The following is a 20,103-nucleotide window of genomic DNA, read 5'->3' as shown; positions in this document are numbered from 1 at the left end:
ACCGGACTAACCCTTGTGCGCCAACGCTTTCCCCATCCGCGTCAACGCCTCCGTCAGCTCCTCCTCCGAGGCCGCGAACGACAGCCGCACGTGTCCTTCGCCGCCGGGGCCGAACGCGGAACCGGGGGTCGTGACGACGCCAGCCTCGTTCAGCAGCCAGGCGGCGAACCCGGCGGAGTCCAGGCCGGTGCCGGTGATGTCCGGGAAGGCGTAGAACGAGCCTTCCGGTGCCGCGCAGGAGATTCCCGGCAGGGCGTTCAGGCCGTCGACGAGGAGGTCGCGGCGGCGGGCGTAGGCGGTGCGCATGGCGGCCACCGCCTCCGCGCCACCGGTCAGGGCCGCCTCGCCGGCGATCTGGGCGAACGTCGCGGCGCAGCTCACGCTGTGCTCGTGCACCTTCAGCGCGGCCGAGATCAGGTCGGCTGGGCCCGCCAGGTAGCCGAGTCGCCAGCCCGTCATGGCGTAGCCCTTGGAGAAACCGTTGACGGTCAGCGTGTTCTCCGGCAGGCGGCTGGCCGGACTCAGGTGGGGGCGGTCGTCGTAGCGCAGGTGTTCGTAGATCTCGTCCGAGACGACGACGAGGTCGTGGGCACTGGCCACGGACACCACGGCGTCCAGCTCGGCCTCGTCGAGCACCCGGCCGGTGGGGTTGTTGGGGCTGTTGACCAGCAGCACCCTGGTATCGGGTGTGACGGCCGCTGCCAGGGCCTCGCGGGTGATGCGGAAGCCGGAGGACGGGTCCAGCGGCAACGGCACGGGGGTCGCGCCCGCCAGCGACACCATCGCCGCGTAGCTGACCCAGCCCGGCGACGGGATCACCACCTCGTCGCCGGGGTCGAGCAACGCGGTCAGCGCCGCGTAGAGGGCGTGCTTGGCCGACGGGGTGATGATCACCCCGTCGGCCGGGTCGGCGAGGACCTCGTTGTCCCGCGCCAGTTTCTCCGCCACCGCGGCGCGCAGTTCCGGCAGGCCGCGGCTGGGGGAGTAGTGGGTGCGTCCCGAACGCAGCGCGCGGATCGCCGCGTCGGTGATGGCGGGCGGGGTGGTGAAGTCGGGTTCGCCGCGCGAGAGGTCCACCAGGGACGCCCCGGCCGCGCGGAGGTGTTGCACCGTCTCCAGCATCGCCACGGTCGCCGACCGTTCGACCGCCGCCAGCCTTCGCGCCGCACGCTTGGACATCGCCCGTCTCCTCGTTCTCTGGCTCCGGTCAGGACCGGAGCATCTCCGCGATCAGGAACGCCAGCTCCACCGACTGCTCGGCGTTCAACCGCGGATCGCACGCGGTCTCGTAGCGGCGAGGCAGGTCCGCCTCGGAGATCCGTCCGGCGCCACCGAGGCACTCGGTCACGTCGTCACCGGTCAGTTCCAGGTGCACACCGCCGGGGTGCGTGCCCAGCGCGCGGTGCACCTCGAAGAACCCCTGCACCTCGTCGACCACGCGGTCGAAGTGCCGGGTCTTGTGGCCGCTCGCAGAGCCCTGCGTGTTGCCGTGCATGGGATCGCACTGCCACACGACCTTGTGCCCTGACGCCTCCACCCGTTCCACGATCGGCGGCAGCGCCTCGCGGACCAGGCCGTTGCCCATCCTCGTGATCAGGGTGAGCCTGCCGGGCTCGTGCCGCGGGTCGAGCCGTTCGACGTACTCCAGCGCCTGCTCGGGTGTCGTCGACGGCCCCAGCTTCACGCCGATCGGGTTGGACAGGTGCTCGGCGAACGCGATGTGCGCGCCACCGAGGTCCCTGGTCCGCTCGCCGATCCACAGGAAGTGCCCGGACGTGCCGTACGCGCTGCCCGAGTCGTCGGCGCGGACGAGCGCCGCCTCGTAGTCCAGCAGCAGGGCCTCGTGGCCCGCGAAGAACTCCGGCGCCCTGGCCAGGTCGCCAGGGGACCCGAAGGCGTTCATGAACGCGAGCCCGCGGTCCATCTCGGCGGCCATCGCGGTGTAGCGCCCGCCCGCCATGGCCGGGGCGAGGAACGGCTCGTTGCTCTGGTGCGCGCCGCGCATGCTGCTCGTGCCGGCCACGGCCCGCACCATGTTCATGGTCGCGCAGGCGTTCCGGTAGGCGCGCACCATGCGGTCGGGGTCCGGCACCCTGCCCTGCGCGGTGGCCGCGAACGCGTTCACGGCGTCGCCGCGGTAGCTGGGCAGGCCGTGCTCGTCGGTGTCGCTGGAACGGGGTTTCGCGTACTGGCCGGCGATCCTGCCGAGGTGCACCACGGGAACGCCACCGTGGTAACCCAGCACCGTGCTCATCCGCACCATCGTCCGGACGTTGCCGCGCAGGTGCGCCTCTGTGTTGCCGTCGAAGGTCTCCGCGCAGTCCCCGCCCTGCAGCAGGAACGCCGAGCCGTTCGCGACGTCCGCGAGCCGTGCGGTGAGGGTGTTGATCTCGGCGGGGGTGACGACGGGCAGTGCCTCGGCCAGTTCGGCCGACGCCGCGCGCAGGGCGCCCTCGTCCGGCCAGGTGGGCTGCTGGGCGGCGGGCAGGTCGAGCGCCGCGACGAGTCCTGCCTGGACGTCCGGGCGCAGCGGGTTCAGGTGGGGACGGGTGGTGGTGCCTGTCCAGGCGGGGGCGTGCGCCAGCGTCGGGACGGTGGTGGTCACTGGATCTCTCCTTGTCGGTGGAGCACGTCACGCACCGCTCGCGGCCACTTCGGCGGTCACGCGAACGGGGGCGAGCACCGAGGCGGCGATCGCGTCGGCGTCGTGCACGAAGTCGCTCCACTGGCCTGGTCTGCTGCTTCCGACCTGCATGAACCAGCGGGTGTGCTCGGTCGGGATGCCGAGCACGTGCAGTCCGGCGTCTGGCCGGCCGTGCCGGTCGATCGGGTGGAACGGGCTGGGCGTCACGGCGACGCCCCCGGTGTCGTGCTCCTCGCCGGCGCCGCGGTTGACGTAGCTCGTCCAGATGCCGCGTTCGCGCAGGTCCCGCGTCAGCGGCGAGGAGTCCACGCGGAGATCGGGGCTGGGGATGCGGGCGTCGACCAGGACCTCCACCGGCACGGCCGATCCGGCGACCTGCGGCGACGAGAGCACGAACCGGCCGAGCCCCTCGTCGGTGGAGAACCGGGTGTCCGGCCCGGTCAGCCGCACCACCCCGGCGTCGAGCAGCGCGAGCAGCTGCCGGAGCCGCCCGGCGGGTGGTCCCGCGGCGAGGAACCCCGCCCGCGGCACGTACCAGCCGTCGAAGTCGCCGACCTGGGAACCCGGCCGCAGGCCGCCGAAGTCGACCAGCTTGCGGATGACCCACCGCGTGTCGCGCATGACGTCCAGCGCCGCGTTGAGCGGCGAGTCGACGTTGCCCATCTCGGCACGCTTCAGACCGGACCGCACCTCGGCTTCGAGAGCGCGGGTGAAGTCCTCCCCGCTCGCGAAGTGCCGCCCGGCGAACGGACGTGCCAGCGAGTCGAGGTCGGGAGCGGCCGGCAACGGGCCGAAGCGCGCCGCCGCGTCCCGCACGTCCGGTACGACCGGGCGCGACGACGAGAACGCGCGCCTGCGCACCTCGCCGGTGAACGCCGCCCGCACGTCGGGCCCGAACCTCGCCTCCAGCTCGGTGCCGCAGTGCACCAGGTCGATCTCGGCGAGCAGCCACGGCAGCACGTCGAGGCGGAAGTCCAGGCCGCCCGCGCGCGGTGCCACGTGTTCCGGCCGGAACAGCACGGGGGAGTAGGAGTAGCCGGGCGGTTTCTGGTTGCGGCCGCGGGCCGGCAGGGGCACGCCGCTGCGCGATCCGGCCACCACCAGAGGTTCCGCGCCGCTGGGCAGGTAGCGCAGGCCGTCACCGGTCTCGGTGAACACGCCTCCCCGCCCGGTCGTGAACGCCGCGACGACGTCGAAGAACGACAGACCCAGTCCGATGACACCGACCGGCGTTCCCGGCTCGACCTCGTCCAGCGGCATGTCCGCCGCCGAGTCGCCCGCGACGTAGCGCAGGCCGGGGTGGGCCGCGGCGAACTCCGCCCACCGCGCGGCCGTGCCGGTCAGCTCCGGGGTGGAGTGGCCGGTGGTCAGGACGACCCTGTCGGCGTCGACGGCGGGACGTCCGGCGAAGTGCAGCCGGTAGCGGCGTTCCGCGGGGACCAGCCGGACCACCCGGTCGCGCACCCGGTGCAGCGAGACCCCGTCCGGCAGCCCGGACTCGACCGCGTCGAGCACGTACCGCAGGTACCGCCCGTAGGTGCCGCGCGGCGAGTAGCCGTCGGGCCCGGGACAGCCGGGTTCCGCCGCCTCCCACCACTCCCAGAACGACGGCCCGGCGCCGGCACGGGCGGGTCCGTCGTCCGGCAGGCCGGAGAACGCGGAGATCTGGCCGAGGACCGTGTTCATCAGGAACCAGGAGGGCTGGTCGGAGCGGTAGACGCGGCCCGCGCCGACCTCCACCGCGTCGACGGCCCAGATCTCGACCGGCCGGTCGCCCGGTTCCGCCGCCAGCCGGGCGGCGATCCGCTCCAGCACCATCATCCCGCGCGGACCTGTTCCGATCACGGCCACGCGGTACGGCGTCGTGTCGTGCATGCCTTTCACCCCTTCCCCGCGGCTCTGGGCGCGCGGGCGTAGCTGCCCAGGACCACGACGTCGGCGTGCTCGCGCAGCGCGGTGACGGCATCGGCGAGCGGGGGATCGTCCAGATGACCTGCCACGTCGACGAAGAACCGGAATCGGCGCAGGCTCGCCCCGTCCGGCCAGGAGTGCAGCCACACCAGGTCGACACCGCGCGCGCCGAACTCCGCCAGCGACCCGGCCAGCAGCCCCGGCCTGTTGTCCCGGTGCGTGATCAGCAACGACGTGCGGTCGTCGCCCGTCGGCGCCGTGGGCTCACCCGCCGGCCCGACGGACACGAACCTCGTCCACGCGTCGGACCTGTCCCCGATGCTCTCGGCGAGCACCGCCAGGCCGTAGCGCCCGGCGGCCGCGGGAGAGGCGATGGCCGCCTCCGCGAGCGACCCGCCGGCGGCGACCGCGCTCGCCGCCGCGGCGGTGGAGTCCGACAGGACCACCTCGACACCGGGCAACGACCTGCCGACCCAGCCCGCGCACTGGTTGTGCGCGTGCGGATGGCTGAGCACGCGCGTGATGCCGGACAGACTCGCTCCGGGAGCACCGAGCAGCGCCAGCCGCACGGGCACCTCGACCTCGCCGTCGACCCGCAGGTCGCCGATCGTGGCCAGCTCGCCCAACGTCGAGGGCACCACGCCGCTCGTGCTGTTCTCCAACGGGATCACGGCCGCGTCGCACTCACCACCGCGCACGGCGGCAAGCGCGACGGAGACCGACGCGTAGGGCCGGACGGGCGCGCCGAACGTGCGTGCCGCCACCTCGCTGAACGTTCCGCGCGGCCCCAGATAGGCACGGGTCATGGCGCTCCGACCGCGGCCGGCACGACGGACAGCTCCGCGGCCAGCCTCGCCTGCACGACGGAGAGGTCCTCGCAGTCGCCGCCGGGACGTTCGGCGACGTGCCTGCGGTAGAGGTCGTCGAGCTCGGCGTCGGTCACCCGCGCGCCGAGGTTGCCGAGGATGTGCCGCAGGACCGACCGGCCGGAGTGGCGCGCGATGAGCAACGACCGGTCGCGGCCGAAGCGGGACGGCTCGACGAACTCGTAGGTCGCCGGGTTGTTCAGGATGCCCTGCTGGTGGATGCCCGCCGCGGTGCCGAACGCGTACGTGCCGAAGATCGGCTTGTTGCGCGGCTCCTCCAGGCCGATGATCTCGCGCAACCGGTTGTAGGCCGCGTACATGGCCTCCAGCCTGATGTCCGCGCGCAGACCGAGTTCGACGGACTTGTAGGCCAGCACCGCCGCCAGTTCCTCAAGTGGGGTGTTGCCCGCGCGCTCGCCGATGCCGCCGAGCGTCACCTGCACCTCGTCCGCGCCCGCCTCCAGACCGGCGATCGCGTTGGCCAGCGACAGCCCGAAGTCGTTGTGGCAGTGGGTGGACACGCGGACCGGCCGCGGCGCCCACGAGCGGATCTTGCCGATCAGCTCGCCGTACTCGGCGGGCAGGTGGCAGCCGGTGGTGTCGGCGAGGATGATGCACGTCGCCCCGGCCTCCAGCGCGCTCTCGGTGAGCGCCTTCAGCAGGTCGTCGTCACCCCGGCTCGCGTCCTCGATGCCGACCGAGATGTGCTGCACGCCAAGAGATCGGGCGAACGCGACGGTGTCGGTGACCTCGGCGACGGCGGCCGCCGCGGTGATGCCCCGCTTGTGCTCCAAGTGGATGCGGCTGCCGGTGGCCACCATCTGCACCTCGTGGTTGTCCACGCCGCCAGCCTCCACCGCGCGGGCGACGTCACCGCGGGCCGTGCGGGAGAAGGTGGCGAACCGCGTGCCGCGCAGGTGCTGCGAGATCAGGCGGGTGGCCTCGAAGTCGCTCGGGGACGACGCGGGGAAGCCCGCCTCGACGCAGTCCACGCCCAGCTCCGCGATGCGCAGCGCGAGGTCGAGCTTCTCCTCGGGGCGCATGGCGTTGCCGGGGGCCTGTTCCCCGTCGCGCAGGGTGGTGTCGAACAACGCGATGCGGCGCGCGCCCTGGTCCATGACTGCCTTCCCGGTGGGTGTGTGGTCCGTGGTCATCGGTTTCTCAGTCCCCCACCAGTCCGGGGACGCCGTCGATCCAGCGGTCCGCGTGCCGGTCGGCGGCGGCCTGGTCGCGGAAGGCGTAGGTCTTGAGCAGCCAGCGCGAACGGGAGCGCTCGACGTCCACGACCTCGATCAGCTCGCGGTTGTGCAGACCGTCCTGGTTGGCGAAGGTGAAGAGGTCGCCTTCGAGGATGCGGTGCCGCTTGCGCTCGGCCCGTGAGAGCGCGCTCTTGAGCGCCAGCAAGGCGTCCTTGGCCTCCGTCGGCGCGGACCTCGACACGGTGGTGTGCGAGTCCAGGTACCGGATGCTGTGGTCGTTCTCGAAGATGACGTGCGGTGCCGACTCGGTGAGCGCGTTGTTGTTGTCCTTGGACACCACGTCGAACGGCGTGACGAAGTGCGGCAGGCGCAGCACCTTCTCCTCGTCGTCGGTGAGGTTCGCGAGCAGCGACCGCCCGTCGACGAACGCGGTGTAGGTCATCTCCTCGGCAGGGCAGCGCATGCCGAGCAGGGTGATGAAGTCGGCGCGGACCGGGTGCGCGGTGCGGTCGTTGTGGAACACGAGCTCGCCGTCGCTGTACCCGGTCTGCTTGCCGAAGTACCTGTCGATGGCGAACACGTCGGTGAAGAAGTCGCCGTTGAACCGCGTGGCGTAGGCCAGCAGCGGAGTCGTGGTCAGCAGGCCGAACGCGGCGAGGAACGCCTCACCGACGTAGGTCTTCTTCTGCGCGTACTTGTCGGCCTGGGGATTGCTGTGCGACAGCGTGGGAAGCTCGGTGTCGATCGGGCAGTTCCGCAGCGCGTGCACGTCGGAGTGGCCGCTCTCGCGCTCGCCGCGGACCTGCTCGGCGATCTTCACCAGCACGGCGGGCAGGCCGTCCCGCACGAGGCCGGCGACCGCGGCCGCGAAGCCCGGGTAGTCCTGGTACGGGTCAACGGCGATGGTGCCCAGCGCCGCACGGATGTCGTCCCGTTCGGTGTCGGAGAACGTGTGGATCGGTTGCATCGAGCCCCCTCTGACGGTCGGATCGGTTCGATCCTCACGGCAGCGGCACGGCCGCGAAACGTCCGACGGAGGAGACCGCGCAGCCGGGAGTGGAGAGGGGTTACGTGCGTTCGGCGCAACGATCGTCATGGGGGGAGCCGGAAACGCGAACGGCGGATGTCGACTGTGGACGGTGGTCCGCAGCCGGCATCCGCCGTGGTCGTGGCGCCCCGGGAGATCAGGCCGTGGAGGTCACCTTCCTGAGCGCCGCCGGGGCCAGCGGTACCGCCACCGCGGAGGCGATGCCGACGAGCAGCCACACCAGCAGCCACGACGAGGACCAGCCGAGGACCAGCGGGATCAGCAACGGGGTCAGGAAGCCCATCGCGAACACGGTGGTGTTCTCCAGTCCCAGCGCGGTACCCGCCTTGGCCGCGCCGGCCATGGACGCGATCTCCGTGTAGGCGACGCCGTGCCAGGCGTTGGCGAACACGCCGCCGATCGCCAGCGTCGCGGCGACGAGGACCGTGGGCGCGTCGACCAGGAACGCCGACAGCACGAGCAGCACGGCGGCAGCGGCACCGAAGGCCTTGATCGCCTGCCTGCGGTTGCCGTGCTTGTCGGTGTACCTGCCGCTCCAGATGCGTGCCGCGCCACCACCGATCTGCACCACCATGAGCGTGATGACCGTGGTCAGCACGCCGGCGCCCTTCGCGTCGTGCAGGAAGACGGCGCTGAAGGTCAGGATGCCGAACTGCGGCACCGTGAGCAGCGCGCTGGCCAGCGCGAGACGCCAGATGTCCCAGCGCACCAACGGAGAACGCGCCTCGGCGGTCCCCGCGGCACCACCGGCGGCCTTCACGTCGGGTTCGTGCAGCCAGACGAACGTCGCCGCCGCGGTGACGAAGAGCAGCGCGGCCAGGAGCAGGTAGACCAGCCGGAACCCCTGCTGCTGCGCCAGTCCCGGCAGCACCGCGATGCCGATGGCGCCGCCCGCGGGCATCGCCGTCTGCCGGATGCTCATGGCCAGACCGCGCTGACCGGCGGGGAACCACGCCATGACCGCGCGCCCGGACGACCCGTTGATGCTGCCGCCGAGAGCACCGACGAGGAACATCGCGACGGCCAGCAGCCAGGTCGGGGGAGCGCTGCCGGCTCCGGGCACCAGCCCGAACGCCATCAGCGTGAGCACCGCGCCGGTCGTGAGCAGGCCGACGAGCAGCACCTTGCGCTCGCCGAACCGGTCCGTCCAGATGCCCCAGGCGATCTCGGACACGGCGATGCCCAGGTAGATGGCGCCGATGACGACGCCGAGCGTGAACGTGGACAGCAGGTAGTCGGCCCGCAGCGTCGTGCCGGTCACGGGCAGACCCGAGATGGCCGCGGAGAAGCTGGCCTGCGCCGCGACCCCGATCCCCAGCACCGTCCAGCGGTGGTTCGGCCCGAAGCGGCGGGCCTCCGTGCGTTCCTGGCCTGCGATAGCCGAGGCGGACATTCCGTCTCCCCAATAAGTAACCTGTTGAACTGGTTACTCGGACGGTAGCAGCTTGATGTTCCGCTCGGAAGCGTGACTCCACCAGGTGGATACGAAGTAGATGGTTCTCTAGCCGACGGACGAGGCCGCCTCCGCCCTCGGCCGTTGTCCGCCGCACCGCCCGGCGGCTGAGGTGGGTGGCATGCGACCAACCCAAGGCCGGACCCTGGCGCGGAAGGTGTGGGACGAGCACGTCGTGCGGTCGGGCGACGGCCTCGACGACCTGCTCTACGTGGACCTCCACCTGCTGCACGAGGTCAACACGCAGTACGCGTTCGACGACCTGAGGGCGGCGGGGCGCAGGGTCCGCCGACCCGACCTGACGCTGGCGGTCGAGGACCACAACACCCCGACGAGGTCCCTCGCCGAGGCCATCCACGAGCCCGCAGGCCGCCGCCAGTCGGCGCTGCTGCGCCGCAACTGCGCCGAGTTCGGCGTCCCGATGCGCAGGCTCGGCGACCGCGGCCAGGGCATCGTGCACGTCATCGCCCCCGAACAAGGGCTGGTGCGGCCGGGCATGCTGATCGTCTGCTGCGACTCGCACACCACGACCCTCGGCGCGTTCGGGGCGGTGGCGTTCGGCATCGGCACCGGCCAGGTCGAGCACGTGCTGGCCACCCAGACCCTGCCCGCGGCCAGGTTGAAGGACATGGCCGTGACCGTGCGCGGCGACCTGCCCGCAGGGGTGGAGGCGAAGGACCTGGTGCTGGCGCTGGTCGCGCGGATCGGCACCGGCGGCGGGCAGGGGCACGTCATCGAGTACCGAGGGCCCGCGATCTCCGCGATGTCGATGGAGGCGCGGATGACCCTGTGCAACATGGCCGTCGAGGCCGGGTCGAAGGCGGGGGTGATCGGGCCGGACGAGACGACCGCGCGCTACCTGCGCGACCGTCCCGGCATGCCGGCGGACCTCGTGGCCGAGACCGCGCGCTGGTTCGGTTTCCGCACCGACGACGACGCCCGCTTCGACGCGGAGGTGGTGATCGACGCCGGTGCGCTCACGCCGTTCGTGTCGTGGGGCACCAACCCGGCGCAGAGCCTGCCGCTGGCGGACGTCGTTCCCGACCCCGCCTCGTTCGCCGACGAACGCGAACGCTCTGCGGCGCTGCGGGCGCTCGAGTACATGGACCTGCGACCGGGAACGGCGATGCGCGACGTCCGGGTGGACTCGGTGTTCCTCGGCTCGTGCACCAACGGCCGCATCGAGGACCTGCGCGCCGCCGCGGCCGTGCTGTCGGGCCGCAGGGTCGCCGACGGCGTGCACCTGATGATCGTGCCGGGCTCCGCCGACGTGCGCGAGCAGGCCGTCACCGAGGGACTCGACCGCGTGTTCGCCGAGGCGGGCGCCGACTTCCGCGCCGCGGCGGGGTGCTCGATGTGCTGCGGCCTCAACGACGACCGGCTGCGGCCGGGCAGGCGCGCGGCGTCGACGTCCAACCGCAACTTCGAGGGCCGCCAGGGCAAGGGCTCCCGCACCCACATCGTCTCCCCGTCGGTGGCCGCCGCCACCGCGGTCGCCGGCCACCTGGCCGCGCCCTCCGACCTCTGAGGACCTCATGCTCCCCATCACCGCGCACCGGGGCACGGCCATGCCGTTGCGCCGCAGCGACGTGGACACCGACCAGATCTCGCCCGCCCGGTTCGTGCCCTACTACGCCAGGGGCGGGTACTCGAACATCCTGTTCGCGGACTGGCGCGACGACCCGGAGTTCGTGCTCAACAGACCCGAGTTCCAAGGCGCCACCGTGCTCGTGGCGGGGACCGACTTCGGCACGGGGTCCTCCCGCGAGTCCGCGGTGTGGGCGCTGCAGTCGGCGGGGTTCCGCGCGGTGCTCGCCCCGCGCTTCGGCGACATCTTCCGCGGCAACGCGCTGACCAGGGGACTGCTCGCGATCACGGTGCCGGAGCAGGAGATCCGCGACCTCTGGGACCTCGTCGAGGCCGACCCGTGGCTGGAGGTCGAGGTCGACCTGGTCGCGCGCGAGGTCCGCCACTCCGGGCGGGTGCTGCCGTTCGACGTCGACCCCGCCGCCCGCGACCGGCTGCTGCGGGGAGCCGACCTGATCACCGAGACGCTGCGGCACGAGGCGGACATCGCGGGCTTCGAACGCGCCCGGCACTCCGGCCTGCCGCTGACGACCGAGGAGGTGCCCGCGTGAGAGCGCTGCTGGTGCTCGACCTGATCAACGAGATCACCCACCCCGACGGCCGCTACCCGGAGGTGTGCCTCGACCAGGTGCGTGAGCGCGGGGTGCTGGAGAACGCCGCACGCGCCATAGCCGCGGCACGCGCCGAGGGCGTGCCGGTGGTGCACGTCGTCGTCGGGTTCTCGCCCGGCTACGCGGACTGGCCCCGGTCGTCACCGCTGTTCACCGAGGTGCCGCAGCGGGGCGCGCTGGTGCTGGGGTCGTGGGGCACCCAGCCGCACGACCTGGTGAAACCCGTCCCCGGCGAGCCGGTCGTGGAGAAGCGGCGGGTCGATCCGTTCCTGGGCACGCACCTCGACGCGCTGCTGCGCGAGCTCGGCGTGGACACGGTGCTGCTGGCCGGTGCCACCACCGACCTCGTCGTGCTCTCGGCGGCCCGGCAGGCGCACGACCTCGGGTACCGCGTGCGGGTGCTGGCCGACGCGACCGCCACCGGGGACGCCGAACTGCAGGAGGCCGCCCTGCGCCTGATCGCCCGCACCGCCGTCGTCACGACCGTCGACGACGACCTTCCCGCCTGATCTGCCGCACCGCCGTCGTCACGACGCGCTTCCCGCCTGACACCGAGGAGAGTTCCGATGTCCGAGACCCTGTCCGCCCTGATCCCCAAGCTGTTCACCGGCACGCCCGGAGTGTCGTTCGCGGAGACCGACCTGGTCTTCGAGCCCGTCATCCGCGACGGCCGGGTCGGTGCCGAGATGCACCGGCTCTACTCCACCGACGAGACCGGTCCGGACGGCCCGGCTGCGGCGATCATGCGGTACCTGCCCGGTGCCACGGCGCCCGCGCACGTCCACCCCGGCTACGAGCTGATCTTCGTGCTCAGCGGCGAGCTGGAGACCGACGACGGCGTCTACGGGCCCAACAGCCTGCTGGTCATGGCTCCGGGGAGCGTGCACGCGCCGCGCAGCCCGCGCGGGTGCGTCGGCCTGGTGGTGTGGGAGCAGCCGGTCCGCCCGACCGGGTCCTGAGCCAGCCCGCTTGAGGCCGACCATGACCTGAGTCAGCTCGCCTGAGGGGACCGTCCGCCGTGGACGGTCCCCTCAGGCGTTCGCGTGGCGCTTGCGGAACGACTGGGCCTTGGCGCGGTTGCCGCACGTCTTCATGTCGCACCAGCGGCGCGAGCGCCGTGCCGAGTGGTCCACGTACAGGCGGGTGCAGGTCTCGTAACCGCACTCGCGCACGTTCTCCCGGTCCGGCCCCGTGAGCAGTTCGATGGCGGCACGGGCCACAGTGGACAGCACGGCGTCGACGTCGCCGGTGCGGATCGCGGCGCCGCCGTCGCTCAGCCGGAGGCGGACCGGGGCCACCGCGGCCACCGCGTTCAGCAGGCGCCGGTCGTCCGCGCTGTCCTCGCCCGACGCCCTGGCCAGCCGGTACACCGCGGCCCGCAGCGCGCGTGCCTGCTCCAGGTCCTCCTGCCCGACCTCGGGACGGTCGTCGACGACGCCCGCGGCCTCGCACCACAGCGCCAGGCGCTCCGGTGCGTCGAGCAGGTCGACCTGCTCCGTGCTCCAGCGCCCCATGGTGCCGGCGAAGTCCAGCGCGACGTGAGAGCTGATGAAGGCGAACGTCATGGCTCGATCATAACTTCGTTGACAGGTTATTTCACGCTGACTAGCGTAACCATTCAGGCAGGTTAGAATTTCAGATCCGAGGGGACTTCTGCGATGACCTTGCGCATCGGCGTGAACGGGTTCGGCCGCATCGGCCGCGGCTTTCTGCGCGCGGCGCTGTCCCGGGGCGAGGACGTCGAGGTGGTGGCCGTCAACGACCTCACCGACGCGGCCACCCTCGCGCATCTGCTCAAGTACGACTCCGTCCTCGGTGTGCTGCCGCGGGACGTGACCGCGGGCCAGGACTCCATCTCGGTGGACGGCCGCAAGATCACCGTGCTCGCCGAACGCGACCCGGCCGCCCTGCCGTGGGGCGACCTGTCGGTCGACCTGGTGATCGAGTCGACCGGCGTGTTCACCGACGCCACCAAGGCCCGCGCGCACGTCGACGCGGGCGCGCGCAAGGTGATCATCTCCGCGCCGGCCAAGAACGAGGACCTCACGCTCGCGTACGGCGTCAACCACGAGGCCTACGACCCGGCGGTGCACACCGTGGTCTCCAACGCCTCCTGCACCACGAACTGCCTGGCTCCGCTGGCGAAGGTGCTGCACGACGTCGTCGGCGTCGAGCACGGGTTGATGACCACCGTGCACGCGTACACGCAGGACCAGAACCTCCAGGACGCCCCGCACAAGGACCTGCGCCGGGCGCGCGCGGCCGCGATCAACCTGATTCCGACGACCACCGGCGCGGCCAAGGCGATCGGCCTGGTGCTGCCCGAACTGGCCGGGAAGCTCGACGGCTACTCGATCCGCGTGCCGGTGCCCGTCGGTTCGCTGACCGACCTCACCGTCCAGACGAGCAGGGACACGACGGTCGAGGAGGTCAACGCGGCGTTCGCGGCCGCGGCGGCGGAGGGGCCTCTGGCCGGCGTGCTGGAGTACAGCGAGGACGAGCTGGTGTCCGCGGACATCGTCGGCAGCCGGGCGTCCTGCGTGTTCGACGCGGGTCTGACCAAGGTCGTCGGTGGCCGCACCGTCAAGGTGGGCGGCTGGTACGACAACGAGACCGGCTTCTCCCACCGCCTGCTGGACACCGCGCTGCACCTCGGCCGCTGACCGGTTCCTGCGACGCGAGCGGTGCCGGACCCTTCGCGGGCCCGGCACCGCTCGCGCGGCAGGACTGCTCAGTGACCGACGACGGACCGGACCATCAGCACGGCCTCGACTCGGTTGCGCACCCCGAGCTTCGTCAGCGAGTGCGACACGTGGCTCTTCACCGTCGCGGACGAGACGTGCAGCGCGGCCGCCACCTCGGCGGTCGTGTTGCCGGCGGAGAGCAACGTCAGCACCTCGAGCTCGCGCTCGGTCAGCGACCGCACCATCTGCTCCCGGGACAACGCGCCCGGCTTCACGCCCGCCTGCCCGGCCTCTGCCGGGCGGTACAACCGGTGCAGCTCGGGTGACAGGATCAGGTGCCCGGACCCGGCGGCGACCACGGCGGTCGCGATCGTGTCGATCCGGATGTTCTTCACCAGGCACCCGCGCACCCCCGCCGCCAGCGCCTCGCTCACCGACTCCCCGGTCCACCCGGTGCCGACGAGCAGCACGGCGAGCCCCCGGCCCGCGATCTCGCGCACGTGGGCGATCGCCTGACTGTCCGGCGGCGCGCAGAAGACCACGACGTCCGCCCGTTCCGACCCCCAGGTCCGAATCTGGTCGGGACCCTCCGCCGTGGCCACCAGCGACACCGCTTCCCCTTGGCCCAGAACGGTTCCGACCACGTGCCGCGAGATCGGGTCGTGGTCCACCAGCAACGCCCGGACCGGTGAGTTCTTCTTCACTTCAAGCCGAATGTCTTCCAGTGCAGCAGACATCTCGCTCGTACCACTCCCCCATGGTCGACCGGCTGCCAGCGCGGCCGAATGATTGTCGTCTTCCCTTGTCAGAAAGCAGCCACAACCACCGGGTTCTGCCACGACGACTCGCCCCTGAGTCCCGGTGGCAAGAACCGACCTTCGCAACACTGAGAAGGGAGAGGGTGGCGGCTCGAAAATCAGAGCTTCGAACTTCGCGCAGCTTCCCCCCAGGCATCTGCGCCATCCGCAGCCTAGCACAGCCAAACGACGAACTGCCCGGCAGAAGCGCCCGTGACCTCCTGTCAAGCCTCCCGTGTCCACGGAGTGAGAAGAATGCATCCCACTCTGATCAACTGTATTCGCACCTTTTGACTGAATCGATGCGAGCATGGCATATGTGTCGCTTCTTTCGGTGGCGATCTGCGGGTGGTGGCGGTCGTCTCCGCATATTGAGGAAAGTTCACAAATTCCTCTGGCGTGCAATCGGTGGCGCTGCTGCCGCGAATCATTGCCGACATTTCCGGCTTGTTTCTCGCGGTGCGCCTCCTTTCTTTTCGGAAGTGTGACCGGTCAGTCCCGGTCGTCGCGTCCTTCCGGTCTCCACTTCGGACGGTCTGCCCGGCCGCCGCTGTCCACTGTGGCGACCCCGGGGGACGGGGGTGACGGCGGGAACGACTGTGCGGCAGGGGATCCGCGTCGTCGGCGGTGCGCTCGACTCCGAGTGCACTCGGTCCGCGTGACCGCGCCTTATGCCCGGTCGCGCGGACTTGTGTAACGACGCGTCCTGACGGGTGCGATGTGGCGGCCATGACCGTTTTCAAGCAGCTGTCGAAGGCTGCCGCGATCGCGGCCGGTTCCCTCCTGGCGCTGTGCGCGTGCGGCGCGCAGGGGGAGCCCACCCGGCTCGCGGCCGACGCCTCGACGACGAGGACCACCGCCACCACGGCCGCCACCACGACGACCACGCCTCCGCCGGTCACCGTTCAGTCCGTTGTGGATGGTCGGACCGTGTTGCTGTCCAACGGAACCAAGGTCCAGGTGGCCGGGCTCGCCGCGCCGGGTGAGTGCTGGGCGGCCTCGTCCGTCGAGTTCGCGACGAAGACCCTGGTGGGCAAGCCGGTCCGGGCCGCGGCGTCGAGCCTGGTGCTGGCCGACGGCAAGGACTACGCGGTGCTCGCGGTCGCCGAGGGCGCCGGGCGTGCGCTCTCCGGGGCGGACGCGGCGGTCCAGACCGCCGAAGCGGCCGCCAAGAAGGCGGCGCTCGGGTTCTGGGGACCGTCGTGCGGCGGGCTGGACGTGAAGCCCGCACCCGTTGCGCCGCAACCCGTTGCGCCGCAGCCACAGCCACAGCCACAACCCGAGCCGGCACCGGCTCCCGCGCCCGCCTACTACTCGAACTGCGCCGCGGCGAAGGCGGCCGGTGCGGCACCGCTGCGCCGGGGACAGCCCGGTTACCGCTCCGGGCTCGACCGGGACGGGGACGGTGTCGCCTGCGAGTGACCACGGCCTTCGAGGTGGTCGGCGGGGACCTGGACGATCGTGTCGTTCGCGATGACCAGTCCGTTGTGGAGAATCGCGATCCGGTCGGCGAGCCTCTCCGCCTCCCCGAGGTGCCGGGTGGTGAGCAGGACCGTCGTGCCGTACGACTTGCGCGGGTCCCGGACGTGGATCGCGGGAGTGTTCATGGGGGTGAGCCTGAGGGGTTGACCCAGCGTCAAGGTTCAGCCCGCGTCCGCTGACACTTCGGTGGCCACGGGTGTCAGCGGAATGTCAGCGCTCCTCGGGAGTCTTCGAGCCGTACCGAAGATTCCCCTGCACAGGCCGGGGGACCTGTGAGCGAAAAGGGTCGATCGTGCTGAAGAAGTTCACCTTTGTGGCGCTGATGGGCGCGCTGGTCAGCGCGTCCTTCGGCGCCGGCGTCGCGAACGCGGCGACGGACCGCGACGGCTCCTGCGAGTCGGGCGAGTTCTGCCTCTACTACAACAGCGACCAGGCCGGTTCGGTCTCCGACTTCTCCGGCTCCATCGCGGACTACGGCGACTCGCAGCCGAGCTGCTACGACTTCAAGGGCGCGGGCAACGGCAAGGGCGTCTGCGTCAAGAACAACGCCGCGTCGGTCTGGAACAAGACCAACAAGGCCGTCACGGTCTTCTACAACAGCAACTACGGTGGCGCGAAGCAGACGTTCGCGGCCGGCGCCAAGGGCAACCTGAAGGCCGAGCTGAAGAACGAGAACGCGTCGCACCGCATCGGTGACGCCGGTGGCGACCCGGACCCGGCTCCGGGCACCTACCCCGCGCCGGAGACGAACCCGCACCCGTCGGCGACGGCGCGGGCGCCCCAGGCCACCAAGCGCACGCAGTTCATCGACGACCAGATCGCCTCGAAGACCGGCGAGAAGCAGTGCTGGGTGGGCGACTACCGCAGCTACGAGTCGTCGACGAGCAACCACAACACGGGCAACGCGCTCGACTGCACCATCTCCAACGCGATCGGCACCTACCCGACCGAGTCGCAGAAGGCCCAGGGCTGGAAGCTGGCCTACTGGCTGCAGAAGCACGCGTCGAAGCTCGACGTCCGCTACGTGATCTGGCAGGGCAAGATCTGGAGCGTCGCCCGCGCGTCCGAGGGCTGGCGCAACTACACCGCGGGTAGCGGTGTCACCGGCGGTCACTACGACCACGTGCACGTGTCCGTGCAGAACCCGCACGGCGACTGATCAGGGCAACCAGGGAAGGCGAGCGCATCCGTGCGCTCGCCTTCCCCGGCGTTTCAGGACCTCAGGTCGTGCACGATCAACGACGCCGAGAGCAGCCGGATGTCGGTCGGGTCGGCGGGGTTGTAGCCGGTGAGCTCGGAGACGCGCCGCAGCCGGTAGTTCAGCGTGTTGCGGTGCAGGTGCAGCTCGTCGGCCGTGCGGTGGCGGTTGTGGTCGCTGTTGATGAACGTCCGCAGCGTGTGCAGCAGGTCCGGGTGCTCGGCCAGCCTGTCCATCACGCGAGCCAAGCGCTTGCGGCCGGGGCCGGGGCGGCAGAGCTGGTACTCCAGCAGCACGTCGTCGAGGGCGTACGCGCCGGGCTGCCGTCCGAGGCGCTGGGCGAGCTCCGCGATGTCGGCGGCCTGGCGGGCGGCGGCGGGGACGTCCTCCCGGCTCTCCGCCGCCGCGATCCCGCCGATCAGGCCCGTGCCCGCGGCGGTGTGCAGGGTGCGGACCAGGTCGGCGGCGGTCTCCAGTTCCTCGTCGACACCGTCGGCCGTCGTCGGCAACAGCACCGTGCCGCCGTCGTGGTCCAACGCCGAGAGGGCGTGCTTCGGCAGTTCGGCCCGTAGACGTCGCACGAGAGCATGAGCGGCGAGCCGTGCGTCGGCCCCCTCGGCCAGTGACGGCGCCTCGACGCGTATGGCGACCACGATGTGATGACTGGACAGCTCCAGCCCGATCCGTTCCGCGAGCGGCTCGGCCTCCCTGCCGGTGAGCAGGGCCGCGACCAGCGCACGGCCCGCCTCGCGGCGTTCGGCGTGCAGGGCCTGCTGCTCGGCGAGGTACGACCCGGCCACCGCGGGCACGGCGACGCTCAGGTACCGCAGCAGCGCCGGCACCGTCGCGAGCAGGTCGGGCACCTCGTCCGGTTCGGCGACGGCGGCCATCGCCTCCCAGCCGACGGTCGCGGCGACGTGGTAGGTGCTGAGCACGATGTCGAGCGGAACGCCCTGCTGAGCGCGCCGCACGGCCGTGGCGATCTGCATGTCCAGCTCCTCGGCCGCCGGCGGGCGTTGCTCCCGCAGCGCGCGCAGGAAGACGTGCAGGTGGCGGGTCACCGCCTCGGTGATCTCACGGTCGACCAGCTGGTGCGGCAGCTGCCGGTAGGTGGCGGATCTGGCGAAGAACGCCTCCAGCACCTTCTCGGAGATGCGGGGGATCTGCGTCGCGGCACGGTCGTAGAGCGGTGCGGCGGGGTCCGGTGCGGGGATGTCGACCACCGCCAGAGGCTTGCGCATCCGGAGGCCGGGGGCGATAGCCCGTTCCGGTCTGGTTGCTTGCACGAAAGAGCTACGCCCGCGTTGTGCACGTGCCCGAAAAGTTTGACCCTATCGAGTGATGGACGTCGAGGACGGCCGCCGCGCACGGTCAGAATCGGATGTTGTGAGCAGCGTCGAGGAATGCATGAAGTTGTTGCTGCGCAGCGGGTTCCGGCGCAGTGTCGTGCGCGATCGATTCACCTGCGCCAACGCTGTGATGTTCAGAAGGGTGTGGCGCGGTACGAACGAGACGGTGCTCGCGCTGTCCGAGACCGAAGCGCTGGCCTACCGCGTGCGCGAGAGCGACGCGGACCTGTCCGACCCGTTCGTCGTGGATCCCGACCTGACGCTGTGGCAGTGCGGCGGTGGGTTCCTGGACGTCACGACCCAGCTGCTGGAGTTACCGGCAGTGCCTGGTCACTCGGTGTTCGAGGGGAAGTAGTAATCTCGGCTGGTGGGTGAGACCGTCCGGATCGGAGTGTTCTACGACGGCACGTGGTTCGCCTACCTGAGCGACTTCTACGCCACCGCGCACCCCCGAGGCGCGCGCATCTCTCTTGACGGCCTGCACGACGCGTTGCGCTGGTTCGTCCACACCGAGACGGGCCGTCCGCTCGACGAGTGCGTGGTCGCCGAGGCGCACTACGTCCGCGGCCGCATCGACACTCCCGCCGAGTCGTTCGACCGGGCACTGGCCGCCGCCGGCATCACGCGCCACGACCTGCCGTTGCACAACGGCAAGGAGAAGGGCGTCGACGTCCAGCTCGCCCTGGAAGCGTGGGACAGGGCGACGACCGTGCCGCTGCAGTGGGTCGTGCTGCTGACCGGCGACTCGGACTTCGCGCCGCTGGCGTCCCGGCTGACCGAGCGGGGCGTGCACGTGATCGTGCCCGTGGTCGACATCAGGACCGTGCAGGCACCTCCTGCCTGGACCCCGCGCACCGCCGCGCCTCTGCGCGCCGCCACGCCGTTCACGCCCGGTTTCGACGCGCTGTTCGCGCCCGGTGACCAGGCCGACTACCCGCTGCGGCGCGCGTTCGTGCGGTCGTCGCAGGCCGTGGCGTCACCGGTGGGAGCGCCGCGCGGCCGTCGCAAGGGCACCGTGGCCAGCTGGAAGACCGGGCAGGCGCACGGGTTCATCACCGACACGCGCGGCGGGTCGTGGTTCGTCTCGCGCGACGAGCTGCCCGCGGGGCTGACGTTGCTGCTGGCGGGCACGCCCGTGTCGTTCACCGGCTCGCCCGCGCCGATTCCCGGCCGCAAGTACCCGAGGGCGCAGGCCGTCCGGCCCGAATGACATTTGTCATCCGGACCTCGTGACTGCGGCTCACTACTGACCCGCGCCCGTTCCGGCCAGGCTT

Annotated in this window: 20 protein-coding genes; 9 read left to right on the top strand and 11 right to left on the bottom strand. The window is 71.4% G+C overall.

Annotated elements, in window-relative coordinates; translation table 11 throughout:
• Window positions 1-6 precede the first annotated feature (6 nt).
• The 7 genes from ACFWN2_RS20775 to ACFWN2_RS20745 all read right to left on the bottom strand — a co-directional run bounded on the left by ACFWN2_RS20775 (window position 7) and on the right by ACFWN2_RS20745 (window position 9,061).
• Window positions 7-1,179 carry a pyridoxal phosphate-dependent aminotransferase gene (locus ACFWN2_RS20775; RefSeq protein WP_382429529.1) on the bottom strand — a complete coding sequence of 391 codons (1,173 nt, stop codon included), beginning with the start codon at window positions 1,177-1,179 and terminating at the stop codon, window positions 7-9.
• Window positions 1,180-1,207: 28 nt separating this feature from the next.
• Complete coding sequence (locus tag ACFWN2_RS20770; protein ID WP_382429527.1) at window positions 1,208-2,605, bottom strand: 3-deoxy-7-phosphoheptulonate synthase class II; 1,398 nt, start codon at window positions 2,603-2,605, stop codon at window positions 1,208-1,210.
• Between the two features lie 27 nt (window positions 2,606-2,632).
• Complete coding sequence (locus ACFWN2_RS20765; protein ID WP_382429525.1) at window positions 2,633-4,519, bottom strand: FAD/NAD(P)-binding protein; 1,887 nt, start codon at window positions 4,517-4,519, stop codon at window positions 2,633-2,635.
• 5 nt (window positions 4,520-4,524) lie between these two features.
• Window positions 4,525-5,361, bottom strand: coding sequence for a prephenate dehydratase (pheA, locus tag ACFWN2_RS20760; RefSeq protein ID WP_382429523.1), 837 nt, complete (start codon window positions 5,359-5,361; stop codon window positions 4,525-4,527).
• Window positions 5,358-6,539: a LeuA family protein gene (locus ACFWN2_RS20755; protein ID WP_382429521.1), complete on the bottom strand. Its 1,182-nt coding sequence runs from the start codon at window positions 6,537-6,539 to the stop codon at window positions 5,358-5,360. Before ACFWN2_RS20755 ends, pheA begins: the two co-directional genes overlap by 4 nt.
• A gap of 43 nt (window positions 6,540-6,582) precedes the next feature.
• A complete protein-coding gene (locus ACFWN2_RS20750; protein WP_382429519.1) occupies window positions 6,583-7,587 on the bottom strand; it encodes a TauD/TfdA family dioxygenase in 1,005 nt (334 codons plus the stop codon).
• A 217-nt stretch (window positions 7,588-7,804) separates the two neighbouring features.
• On the bottom strand, window positions 7,805-9,061 hold the full coding sequence (locus tag ACFWN2_RS20745; RefSeq protein ID WP_382429517.1) for an MFS transporter: 1,257 nt from the start codon (window positions 9,059-9,061) through the stop codon (window positions 7,805-7,807).
• A 181-nt stretch (window positions 9,062-9,242) separates the two neighbouring features.
• Here ACFWN2_RS20745 and leuC point away from each other — a divergent pair, with 181 nt between their 5' ends.
• From leuC to ACFWN2_RS20725, 4 genes are read left to right on the top strand one after another with little or no spacing between them, the layout of a single operon-like run.
• Window positions 9,243-10,649 carry a 3-isopropylmalate dehydratase large subunit gene (leuC, locus tag ACFWN2_RS20740; RefSeq protein ID WP_382429515.1) on the top strand — a complete coding sequence of 469 codons (1,407 nt, stop codon included), beginning with the start codon at window positions 9,243-9,245 and terminating at the stop codon, window positions 10,647-10,649.
• Window positions 10,650-10,656: 7 nt separating this feature from the next.
• Window positions 10,657-11,259 (top strand): 3-isopropylmalate dehydratase small subunit, encoded by a 603-nt coding sequence (gene leuD, locus ACFWN2_RS20735; RefSeq protein ID WP_382429513.1) that lies wholly within the window; start codon window positions 10,657-10,659, stop codon window positions 11,257-11,259.
• The gene (locus tag ACFWN2_RS20730; protein WP_382429511.1) at window positions 11,256-11,828 is read left to right on the top strand and encodes a cysteine hydrolase family protein; all 573 of its coding nucleotides are present in this window, start codon (window positions 11,256-11,258) and stop codon (window positions 11,826-11,828) included. Before leuD ends, ACFWN2_RS20730 begins: the two co-directional genes overlap by 4 nt.
• A gap of 57 nt (window positions 11,829-11,885) precedes the next feature.
• Window positions 11,886-12,278 carry a cupin domain-containing protein gene (locus ACFWN2_RS20725; protein WP_382429509.1) on the top strand — a complete coding sequence of 131 codons (393 nt, stop codon included), beginning with the start codon at window positions 11,886-11,888 and terminating at the stop codon, window positions 12,276-12,278.
• Window positions 12,279-12,350: 72 nt separating this feature from the next.
• Here ACFWN2_RS20725 and ACFWN2_RS20720 read toward each other — a convergent pair whose 3' ends face one another.
• On the bottom strand, window positions 12,351-12,884 hold the full coding sequence (locus ACFWN2_RS20720) for a CGNR zinc finger domain-containing protein (RefSeq protein ID WP_382429507.1): 534 nt from the start codon (window positions 12,882-12,884) through the stop codon (window positions 12,351-12,353).
• 93 nt (window positions 12,885-12,977) lie between these two features.
• On the opposite strand from ACFWN2_RS20720, the gene gap reads away from it, so the two are divergent.
• Complete coding sequence (gap, locus tag ACFWN2_RS20715) at window positions 12,978-13,982, top strand: type I glyceraldehyde-3-phosphate dehydrogenase (RefSeq protein ID WP_382429505.1); 1,005 nt, start codon at window positions 12,978-12,980, stop codon at window positions 13,980-13,982.
• Window positions 13,983-14,050: 68 nt separating this feature from the next.
• Here gap and ACFWN2_RS20710 read toward each other — a convergent pair whose 3' ends face one another.
• Window positions 14,051-14,707 (bottom strand): LuxR C-terminal-related transcriptional regulator, encoded by a 657-nt coding sequence (locus ACFWN2_RS20710; RefSeq protein ID WP_382429503.1) that lies wholly within the window; start codon window positions 14,705-14,707, stop codon window positions 14,051-14,053.
• Between the two features lie 822 nt (window positions 14,708-15,529).
• Here ACFWN2_RS20710 and ACFWN2_RS20705 point away from each other — a divergent pair.
• The gene (locus ACFWN2_RS20705) at window positions 15,530-16,222 is read left to right on the top strand and encodes an excalibur calcium-binding domain-containing protein (protein ID WP_382429501.1); all 693 of its coding nucleotides are present in this window, start codon (window positions 15,530-15,532) and stop codon (window positions 16,220-16,222) included.
• Here ACFWN2_RS20705 and ACFWN2_RS20700 read toward each other — a convergent pair.
• Complete coding sequence (locus tag ACFWN2_RS20700; RefSeq protein WP_382429499.1) at window positions 16,174-16,407, bottom strand: hypothetical protein; 234 nt, start codon at window positions 16,405-16,407, stop codon at window positions 16,174-16,176. The genes ACFWN2_RS20705 and ACFWN2_RS20700 overlap by 49 nt on opposite strands.
• A 167-nt stretch (window positions 16,408-16,574) precedes the next feature.
• Here ACFWN2_RS20700 and ACFWN2_RS20695 point away from each other — a divergent pair, with 167 nt between their 5' ends.
• The gene (locus ACFWN2_RS20695; RefSeq protein WP_382429497.1) at window positions 16,575-17,441 is read left to right on the top strand and encodes a peptidase inhibitor family I36 protein; all 867 of its coding nucleotides are present in this window, start codon (window positions 16,575-16,577) and stop codon (window positions 17,439-17,441) included.
• A gap of 53 nt (window positions 17,442-17,494) precedes the next feature.
• On the opposite strand, the gene ACFWN2_RS20690 is transcribed toward ACFWN2_RS20695, so the two are convergent.
• Window positions 17,495-18,721: a PucR family transcriptional regulator gene (locus tag ACFWN2_RS20690; protein WP_382429495.1), complete on the bottom strand. Its 1,227-nt coding sequence runs from the start codon at window positions 18,719-18,721 to the stop codon at window positions 17,495-17,497.
• 166 nt (window positions 18,722-18,887) lie between these two features.
• Between ACFWN2_RS20690 and ACFWN2_RS20685 the strand changes: the two genes are divergently transcribed.
• On the top strand, window positions 18,888-19,184 hold the full coding sequence (locus tag ACFWN2_RS20685) for a hypothetical protein (protein WP_382429493.1): 297 nt from the start codon (window positions 18,888-18,890) through the stop codon (window positions 19,182-19,184).
• A gap of 12 nt (window positions 19,185-19,196) precedes the next feature.
• Window positions 19,197-20,039 carry an NYN domain-containing protein gene (locus ACFWN2_RS20680; protein ID WP_382429491.1) on the top strand — a complete coding sequence of 281 codons (843 nt, stop codon included), beginning with the start codon at window positions 19,197-19,199 and terminating at the stop codon, window positions 20,037-20,039.
• The last annotated feature ends 64 nt before the right edge of the window (window positions 20,040-20,103 follow it).

The sequence above is a fragment of the Lentzea sp. NPDC058436 genome, from assembly GCF_042721515.1.
Lineage (GTDB): Bacteria > Actinomycetota > Actinomycetes > Mycobacteriales > Pseudonocardiaceae > Lentzea.
Note: the sequence above shows the minus strand (reverse complement) of the source record. Positions and strands in the feature narration are given on the sequence as shown.

Excerpts from the sequence above, each read along its gene's own strand:
- ACFWN2_RS20775 (WP_382429529.1), bottom strand. The coding sequence starts at position 1,179 with ATGTCCAAGCGTGCGGCGCGAAGGCTGGCGGCGGTCGAACGGTCGGCG.
- ACFWN2_RS20720 (WP_382429507.1), bottom strand. The coding sequence starts at position 12,884 with ATGACGTTCGCCTTCATCAGCTCTCACGTCGCGCTGGACTTCGCCGGC.
- ACFWN2_RS20725 (WP_382429509.1), top strand. The coding sequence starts at position 11,886 with ATGTCCGAGACCCTGTCCGCCCTGATCCCCAAGCTGTTCACCGGCACG.
- gap (WP_382429505.1), top strand. The coding sequence starts at position 12,978 with ATGACCTTGCGCATCGGCGTGAACGGGTTCGGCCGCATCGGCCGCGGC.
- pheA (WP_382429523.1), bottom strand. The coding sequence starts at position 5,361 with ATGACCCGTGCCTATCTGGGGCCGCGCGGAACGTTCAGCGAGGTGGCG.
- ACFWN2_RS20685 (WP_382429493.1), top strand. The coding sequence starts at position 18,888 with ATGAAGTTGTTGCTGCGCAGCGGGTTCCGGCGCAGTGTCGTGCGCGAT.
- ACFWN2_RS20690 (WP_382429495.1), bottom strand. The coding sequence starts at position 18,721 with ATGCGCAAGCCTCTGGCGGTGGTCGACATCCCCGCACCGGACCCCGCC.
- ACFWN2_RS20755 (WP_382429521.1), bottom strand. The coding sequence starts at position 6,539 with ATGGACCAGGGCGCGCGCCGCATCGCGTTGTTCGACACCACCCTGCGC.
- ACFWN2_RS20745 (WP_382429517.1), bottom strand. The coding sequence starts at position 9,061 with ATGTCCGCCTCGGCTATCGCAGGCCAGGAACGCACGGAGGCCCGCCGC.
- ACFWN2_RS20705 (WP_382429501.1), top strand. The coding sequence starts at position 15,530 with ATGACCGTTTTCAAGCAGCTGTCGAAGGCTGCCGCGATCGCGGCCGGT.
- ACFWN2_RS20700 (WP_382429499.1), bottom strand. The coding sequence starts at position 16,407 with ATGAACACTCCCGCGATCCACGTCCGGGACCCGCGCAAGTCGTACGGC.
- ACFWN2_RS20750 (WP_382429519.1), bottom strand. The coding sequence starts at position 7,587 with ATGCAACCGATCCACACGTTCTCCGACACCGAACGGGACGACATCCGT.
- leuD (WP_382429513.1), top strand. The coding sequence starts at position 10,657 with ATGCTCCCCATCACCGCGCACCGGGGCACGGCCATGCCGTTGCGCCGC.
- ACFWN2_RS20765 (WP_382429525.1), bottom strand. The coding sequence starts at position 4,519 with ATGCACGACACGACGCCGTACCGCGTGGCCGTGATCGGAACAGGTCCG.
- leuC (WP_382429515.1), top strand. The coding sequence starts at position 9,243 with ATGCGACCAACCCAAGGCCGGACCCTGGCGCGGAAGGTGTGGGACGAG.